This window comes from Actinoplanes sp. NPDC048791, from assembly GCF_040650095.1.
Taxonomy (GTDB): Bacteria; Actinomycetota; Actinomycetes; order Mycobacteriales; family Micromonosporaceae; genus Actinoplanes.
This window is the reverse complement of sequence record NZ_JBEZGQ010000481.1, coordinates 1-6289: the sequence shown is the minus strand read 5'-3', so window position 1 is coordinate 6289 and position 6289 is coordinate 1. Positions and strand designations below refer to the sequence as shown.

Annotated in this window: 7 protein-coding genes; 4 read left to right on the top strand and 3 right to left on the bottom strand. The window is 71.7% G+C overall.

What is annotated here, in order from left to right; translation table 11 throughout:
• Positions 1–676 (top strand): helix-turn-helix domain-containing protein (locus tag AB0C29_RS28645; RefSeq protein WP_360826326.1); only part of this gene is annotated, 676 nt, incomplete at its 5' end.
• A 3-nt stretch (positions 677–679) separates the two neighbouring features.
• Here the strand turns inward: AB0C29_RS28645 and AB0C29_RS28640 are convergent.
• Positions 680–1210, bottom strand: a complete 531-nt coding sequence (locus tag AB0C29_RS28640; RefSeq protein WP_360826323.1) for an EXLDI protein — start codon at positions 1208–1210, stop codon at positions 680–682.
• Between the two features lie 190 nt (positions 1211–1400).
• On the opposite strand from AB0C29_RS28640, the gene AB0C29_RS28635 reads away from it, so the two are divergent.
• Positions 1401–2144, top strand: coding sequence for an alpha/beta hydrolase (locus tag AB0C29_RS28635; protein ID WP_360826320.1), 744 nt, complete (start codon positions 1401–1403; stop codon positions 2142–2144).
• A 115-nt stretch (positions 2145–2259) separates the two neighbouring features.
• On the opposite strand, the gene AB0C29_RS28630 is transcribed toward AB0C29_RS28635, so the two are convergent.
• Positions 2260–2676 (bottom strand): MerR family transcriptional regulator, encoded by a 417-nt coding sequence (locus tag AB0C29_RS28630; RefSeq protein WP_360826317.1) that lies wholly within the window; start codon positions 2674–2676, stop codon positions 2260–2262.
• Positions 2677–2767: 91 nt separating this feature from the next.
• Here AB0C29_RS28630 and AB0C29_RS28625 point away from each other — a divergent pair, with 91 nt between their 5' ends.
• The gene (locus AB0C29_RS28625) at positions 2768–3529 is read left to right on the top strand and encodes a methyltransferase domain-containing protein (RefSeq protein ID WP_360826314.1); all 762 of its coding nucleotides are present in this window, start codon (positions 2768–2770) and stop codon (positions 3527–3529) included.
• A gap of 440 nt (positions 3530–3969) precedes the next feature.
• Here the strand turns inward: AB0C29_RS28625 and AB0C29_RS28620 are convergent, their stop codons facing one another.
• Positions 3970–5178, bottom strand: coding sequence for an MFS transporter (locus AB0C29_RS28620; RefSeq protein ID WP_360826312.1), 1209 nt, complete (start codon positions 5176–5178; stop codon positions 3970–3972).
• Positions 5179–5208: 30 nt separating this feature from the next.
• Between AB0C29_RS28620 and AB0C29_RS28615 the strand changes: the two genes are divergently transcribed.
• Complete coding sequence (locus tag AB0C29_RS28615; RefSeq protein ID WP_360826309.1) at positions 5209–6240, top strand: LacI family DNA-binding transcriptional regulator; 1032 nt, start codon at positions 5209–5211, stop codon at positions 6238–6240.
• Positions 6241–6289: the final 49 nt, after the last annotated feature.

Sequence of the window (6289 nt, the reverse complement as noted above, 5' to 3'; positions counted from 1 at the left end):
CCGCGGCGCCCGGCTGGCCGCGGTCTGCACGGGAGCGTTCGTCCTCGGCGAGGCCGGCCTGCTCGAAGGGCGCCGAGCCACCACCCACTGGGGGTACGCGGACGACCTCGCCGCCCGTCACCCCGGCACGACCGTCGACCCGGACAGCATCTACGTGGTCGACGGGCCCATCGCGACCAGCGCCGGGGCGTCCGCCGCGATCGACCTGTGCCTGCACCTGATCCGCGCCGACCACGGCGCCGACATCGCCAACCGGGTCGCGCGCGAGCTGGTCGTGCCGGCGCACCGCAGCGGTGGGCAGTCGCAGTTCACCCGTACGCCGGTGAGCGTTCCGCAGCTGCCGGGCTCGCGTACCCTCGCCGACCTGCTGGACTGGGCCGCCGCGCACCCGGACGCCGACCTGTCCGTGGGTGCGCTGGCCGACCGGGCGGCGATGTCACCGCGAACCTTCGCCCGGCACTTCGCGGCCGCCACCGGCTCCAGCCCGGCCGCCTGGGTCCGCTCGCAACGGGTCCGGCTGGCCGAGCAGATGCTGGAACGAGACGGGGCCACGATCGCCGCTGTTGCGCGGCGGTGCGGGCTGGGCAGTCCGGACACCTTGCGGCGGCACTTCCGGGCCGTACGCGGCGTCAGCCCGGAGCAGTACCGCACGGCGTTCGGCGCGCCCGCCCACTGACGCTCAGATGTCGAGGTCCTCGATGGTGGGCTGGTCCACCAGGTCGGCGACCACGTCGTAGAGCTCGTCCGGCACCATGACGCGCAGCTCCTCCAGCGAGCCGGCGACACGCAGGCTCGACTCGGCCGGCGTACGGGTGAAGGTCTGGTCGGCGCTCCAGTCACCGACCCAGGCCCGCCAGCCGGTGTTCCACTTCTCGGCGTTCGGGCCGACGTTGGTGTAGGCCTCCGAGCGTTCCAGGTGGACCACGAACTTCTCGCTGCGGGAGCGGTAGACGCGGAAGGTCTCCGTGCGCTCGTTGGTGGACCGTTCCCACTGGGCCAGGAGCACGCCGGAGAAGCGCTGCTTGCGTCCGAGGCCGGGGCCGACGCGGACGACGATCTCGTCGTAGCCCTGCTTGCGGCCCTCCTCCACCTCGACGAACCGGCGCAGCGCCGCCGTGATGGTCGCCGACAAGGTGCCGCCGGCCAGCTCCTGAGCACGCTGGTAGAGCGGCAGGTCGTCGTCGGCCACGTAGATCGTCTTGTTCGGCATGCCCTGACTATACGCATACATGTACGTACACACAACGGCGCTGTGATACGTTCAGTGCCGCTGATGTGACCTGAGGAGGTGAGACCGATCAACGTTGTGACAGGTCGGGGCTCCCTCCCTTGCCGGGCCTAGCTCGCTCGCCAGGTTCAGGGAGTGCCCGCGAAAGGCATCCCGGAAGGCTGCACACCTCATGCGCTTCACCTCGCGGACGTCGTCGGACGGCGTCACCGAACAGCTCTTCACGCTCACCTCAAGCTCAACCTCGATCCCGGGTGTCTTGTGGACGCCGGAGCACGCCGCCGGGATCCGTCCGCTGATCCTGATGGGTCACGGCGGCGGTCAGCACAAGCAGGCTCCCGGCATCGTGGGGCGGGCCCGTCGTTTCGTCGCCGAGGGTGGCTTCGCGGTGGCGGCCCTCGATGCGCCCGGCCACGGTGACCGGCCGCGGAGTGCGGAACAGGACCGGATCATCGGCGAGCTGCGCACTCGCGCACAGGCCGGCGGTGATCTCACCCCGGTGGTCGCCGCACTGCACGATCTGCTGGCCGGGCAGGCCGTACCGGAATGGCGGGCAGCCCTCGACGCCCTGCAGGACCTCGACCATGTCGGCGCGGGCCCGGCCGGCTACTGGGGGATGTCCCTGGGGTGCGGACTGGGCGTCCCGTTCGTCGCCGCCGAGCCGCGCGTCCGGGCCGCGGTGCTGGGTCTGAACGGGGCCGAGACCTCGGCCGAGGCCGCCGCACGGATCACTGTGCCGGTGGAATTCCTGGTGCAGTGGGATGACCAGCTGGTGGCGCGGTCGGCGAGCCTGGCGCTGTTCGAGCTCTTCGCCTCCGCGGAGAAGACTCTGCACGCCAATCCCGGCGGGCACGGGGATGTGCCGATGTTCGAGCTGGACAGTGCGTTGCGGTTCTTCACCCGGCACCTGCGCTGACGGTCGTCCAGCCGCTTGTCGGTCGCCGGCCGGTTGGCCACCGCTTGTCGGTCGCCGGCCGGCCGGCCACCGCTTGTCGGTCGCCGGCCGGCCGGCATGGCGCCCGGGTCGGACGTCATGGGTGGTCCAGGGCCTCGGCCAGGTCCACCCCGTCCACCCGGGCGAGCACCATCGCCTGGAAGTGCGGGCAGGCCTGGTAATCCTCGTGCCGGCACCGCAGGCCGTGCTCCAGCAATGTCTCCGACAGCGTGAGGCGGACGATCCGCTCACGCACCTGGGCAAGCTGGCTGCGGAGAACCTCGCGCCGTTGCTTGCGGTCAGGGGCGGTGAACAGCTCGCGCAGCTGCTCCAGGCTGAAGCCCGCGTCCTTGCCGAGGAGGATCTCCGCGACCCGGGTCACGTGTGCGGTGCTGTACACCCGGCGGCCCGCGACCCGCCGCGCCGGCGTCAGCAGGTCCATGTCCTCCCAGTGGCGCAGCACATGCGTGGCCAGGCCGAAGCGGTCCGCCAGCTCGCCGATCGAATACTCCATCGACCATTCCCTCCCGCTTCGTTGACTCCCGGTCGGTTTGACTTCAGGTCGGGTTGACTTCAGGTCGACCTGAAGTCGCACACTCGGCCGCATGCCCGAGACGCACAGCGCCCACACGGACGCCGAAACTCTGATCCGAGCACTCGACGCCGCCGAGAACACGCCCGGCGCCGCCACGTTACGCGCGCGCAGCTATGAGCTGCTGCGGTTGTCCACAGGCGCGACGGTGGTCGACGTCGGCTGCGGCACCGGCCGCGCGGTGGCCGAACTCGCCGGACGCGGCGCCCGGGCCGTCGGCGTGGACCTCGATCCCGCGATGCTGACGGCGGCCCGCGACCGTTTCCCGGAGCTCGACCTGCGCGCCGCCGACGCGGCTGACCTGCCGCTGAGTGAGGGTGAGGCGCAGGGGTACCGGGCGGACAAGGTCTACCACGTGCTGCCCGATCCGGCTGCCGCGCTTGTCGAGGCCCGCCGGGTCCTTGCCACCGGCGGTCGCATCGTGCTGTTGGGTCAGGACTGGGACACGATGGTGATCGACTCCGATCAGGGGGCTCTGACCCGCCGGATCGTGCACGCCCGTGCGGACACGATCCGCCATCCGCGGGTTGCTCGCGCTTACCGCAATCTTTTGCTGGATGCGGGTTTCCGGGAGGTGGAGCTTGAGGTGCACACCATGGTGTTCACCGACGCCTCAACTTTGCCGCTGCTCGCCGGTCATGCGGCTGCGGCTTGCAATACGGGTGCCATCAGCGACGAGGAGGCGGAGGAGTGGGTCGGTGAGCAGACTCGGCGTGCGGCTGCGGGCCGGTTGTTGCTCGCCGTCCCGATGTTCCTGGCCGCCGGGACCCGCTGAGAGCTGGCGGGTGGCTGCTTTTCTCTTCCTACCGCTGACATTCAGGGATGGCTCAGCTTGCTGATGCTGGGGTGAGCCGGAGGAGGCTGACGTCCTGGCCCTGCTGCTGAGAAGAGGCGGATGGTCGGGATTCTGGTTGTGTCGCTGGGAGCAGGGAAGTGGTCGTTGTGGCCGTCCTGCTGGAGGCAGGCGGGCGGTCAGGTTCCTGGTTGTGCCGCTGAGAGTTAGCGGGTGGTCGGCTCTGGCCCTGCCGCTGAAGTCAGGCGCAGGTGGGCTTGCTGATGCTCAGGTGAGCCGGAAGTGGCTAGCGTCCCGGTCCTGCCGCTACGAGCCAATGGCCGGCCAGTCGGCTGGCCGCTGCGACTCGTTGAGTGTGGGAAGCGATCGGCGATCCGGTCCCGGCGCTGAGGATCGGGGACTCCTGGCCAGGGCGCTGACAGTCAGGTGCGGCGGACCGGGTGGTCCTGCCGCACGGCGGGTCGGGGCATAACCGTGTATCGGCTCAAGGCCAGCAGCGGCAAGGTAAGCACAGCCAGGACGACACCGAGCGCCGCCACCGCGAGCATCGCGCCGTGCAGGCCGGCCGCCGACGCCCACAGGCCGACGTACACCGGACCCAGCAGGAAGCCGAGGTAGGAAACCACCGTCACGATCGAGGTCGCTCGCCCGCGCGAGGACTCGACGACGTTACGGGAGACGATGCTCAGCAGCGTCGGAAACAGGGCAGCGGTCCCGGCGGCGGCGAGGACCAGCCCGGCCAGAGCGACCGGCACGGACGTGGCCCGGGCAACCACAGCCGCCCCGGCCGCGGCCACGAGCGATCCGAGGACGAGGACCGCGCGGGCGTGGGAGGGGCTCAGCGCGCTGACGGCGAAGCGGGTGACCGCCACGACGGCGGCGAACACCGCGGGTGCGAGCGCGCTCATCCCCGGCCCGGTGGTGAGAACGTCCTCCAGGAAGACCGCACCCCAGCTCTGGTGGGCGTTTTCGCCGGCGAACGCAAGCGCGCCGAGCGTACCCACGAGCAGCAGCGGCACGAGCGGCATCCGGATGCCCCGCGCCGGCCCGGATGGGACCGGCCCGGAGTCGCCGGCGGGCAGGGCGCGGTTGATGGCGGCACCGGCCGCGACGGACGCAAGCAGGACGACCGTGAACGGCGCCCAGTTCGGCGCGCCGAGAGCGTAAGCCGCACCGGTGCCGAGACTGGATACGACGACCATGGAGGAGAACACCGCCCCGGCCCGGGTGATGACCGGCCGGCCTGACCGTTGCTCGGCGCGGCCGCCGATCGAGTTCATCGCGACGTCAGCAGCGCCGCTGGCCATGCCCACGCCGATGAGGCCGGCGCACAGGCTGACGAGCCCGCTCGCCGTGACGGCCGCGACCACCCCTGTCGCACCCAGGATGACCACCAGCAGAGCGGCGCAACGCAGACCCCAGCGGTCCAGCGCCCGGCCGGTCAGCAGCATGGCGGGCAGGGCGCCGGCACTGATGAACAGCAGCGCGATGCCGAGCTGGGCGTCGTCGAGGCCGGCCTGGTCGCGGATCCGCGGCACGGCCGAGCCCCAGGTGCCCCAGAACGCGCCGAAGATCCCCGAGGCAAGGTAAGCGGCCGTGGTAAGGCGGCGGTGCGACGTGGCGAGCTGCATTGTGTAACGCTACACAGCTACGATGGCGGGGTGCAACCGCGCCCGCCCGCCTCTCGCCGGGTCACGATGACCGAGGTGGCCCGGGCGGCCGGCGTGTCGCCCATGACCGTCTCCTACACCTACAACCGCCCGCAGCGGGTCTCGGCCGAGACCCGGGCCAAGGTTCTCGAGACCGCGACGGCCCTCGGCTACGCCGGGCCGGACCCCAGCGCCCGGTCCTTGCGGTACGGCGCCACCCGCACCCTCGGCGTCGTGCTCGGCGAGCACCTCACCTACGCCTTCGACGACCCGCAGGCGGTCCTCTTCCTCGCCGGCATCGCCGAGGTCTGCGCCGAGCGCGGGTACGGCCTGCTCATCGTCCCCACCGGTACGGGAGACGACGACCGCGACCGGGTGGCAGCCGCGGCGGTGGATGCCTACGTCATCTGGACGACCTCAGCCGACGACCCGGTGCTCGCCGCCGCCGCGGGCACCCGCCGCCCAGTTGTCATCCACAGTGGACCCGCGCTGGACGGTGCGGTGACCCTGGGCATCGACAACCGCGCCGCGGCCCATGCGGTGGGAGCTGAGGTCTTCGCGACCACCCGGCGCCCGGCCGTGCTGAGTTTCCCGGTTGACCGGCAGCGGGACACCTTCATCCGCACGGGTCTCGACCCCGGCAGCGTCGCGTATCCGGTCACCCGGGACCGGCTGGCCGGCTACCGGCACGCCGCTCAAGATCTCGGCATCGACTGGTCCCAGGTGCCGGTCGCGGTGTGCCGCACCAACGACGAGGCCGAGGCTCGCACGGTCATGCGCAAGCTCCTCGCATCGGCGCCGGACATCGACGCCGTCGCCGCGATGAACGACCCGATGGCGCTGGCGGCCCTCCGCGAGGCGGGCGATCGGGTACGGGTCAGCGGCTGGGACGACTCGGCACTCGCCCGTGAGCACGGACTCACCACCGTCGCGCAGTCGTTGCGTGAGCAGGGAGCTGCCTGCGCGGCGGCGGCGCTCGGTGATCCAGCACCGGACTTCCGCGATGCCTGGCAGGTGGTCCGGCGCGCCACCACCGGCGCCTGACCGCGCCGCGCCGCCTGGCCCGTGGCGGGGCCGCCTGGCCCGTGGCGGG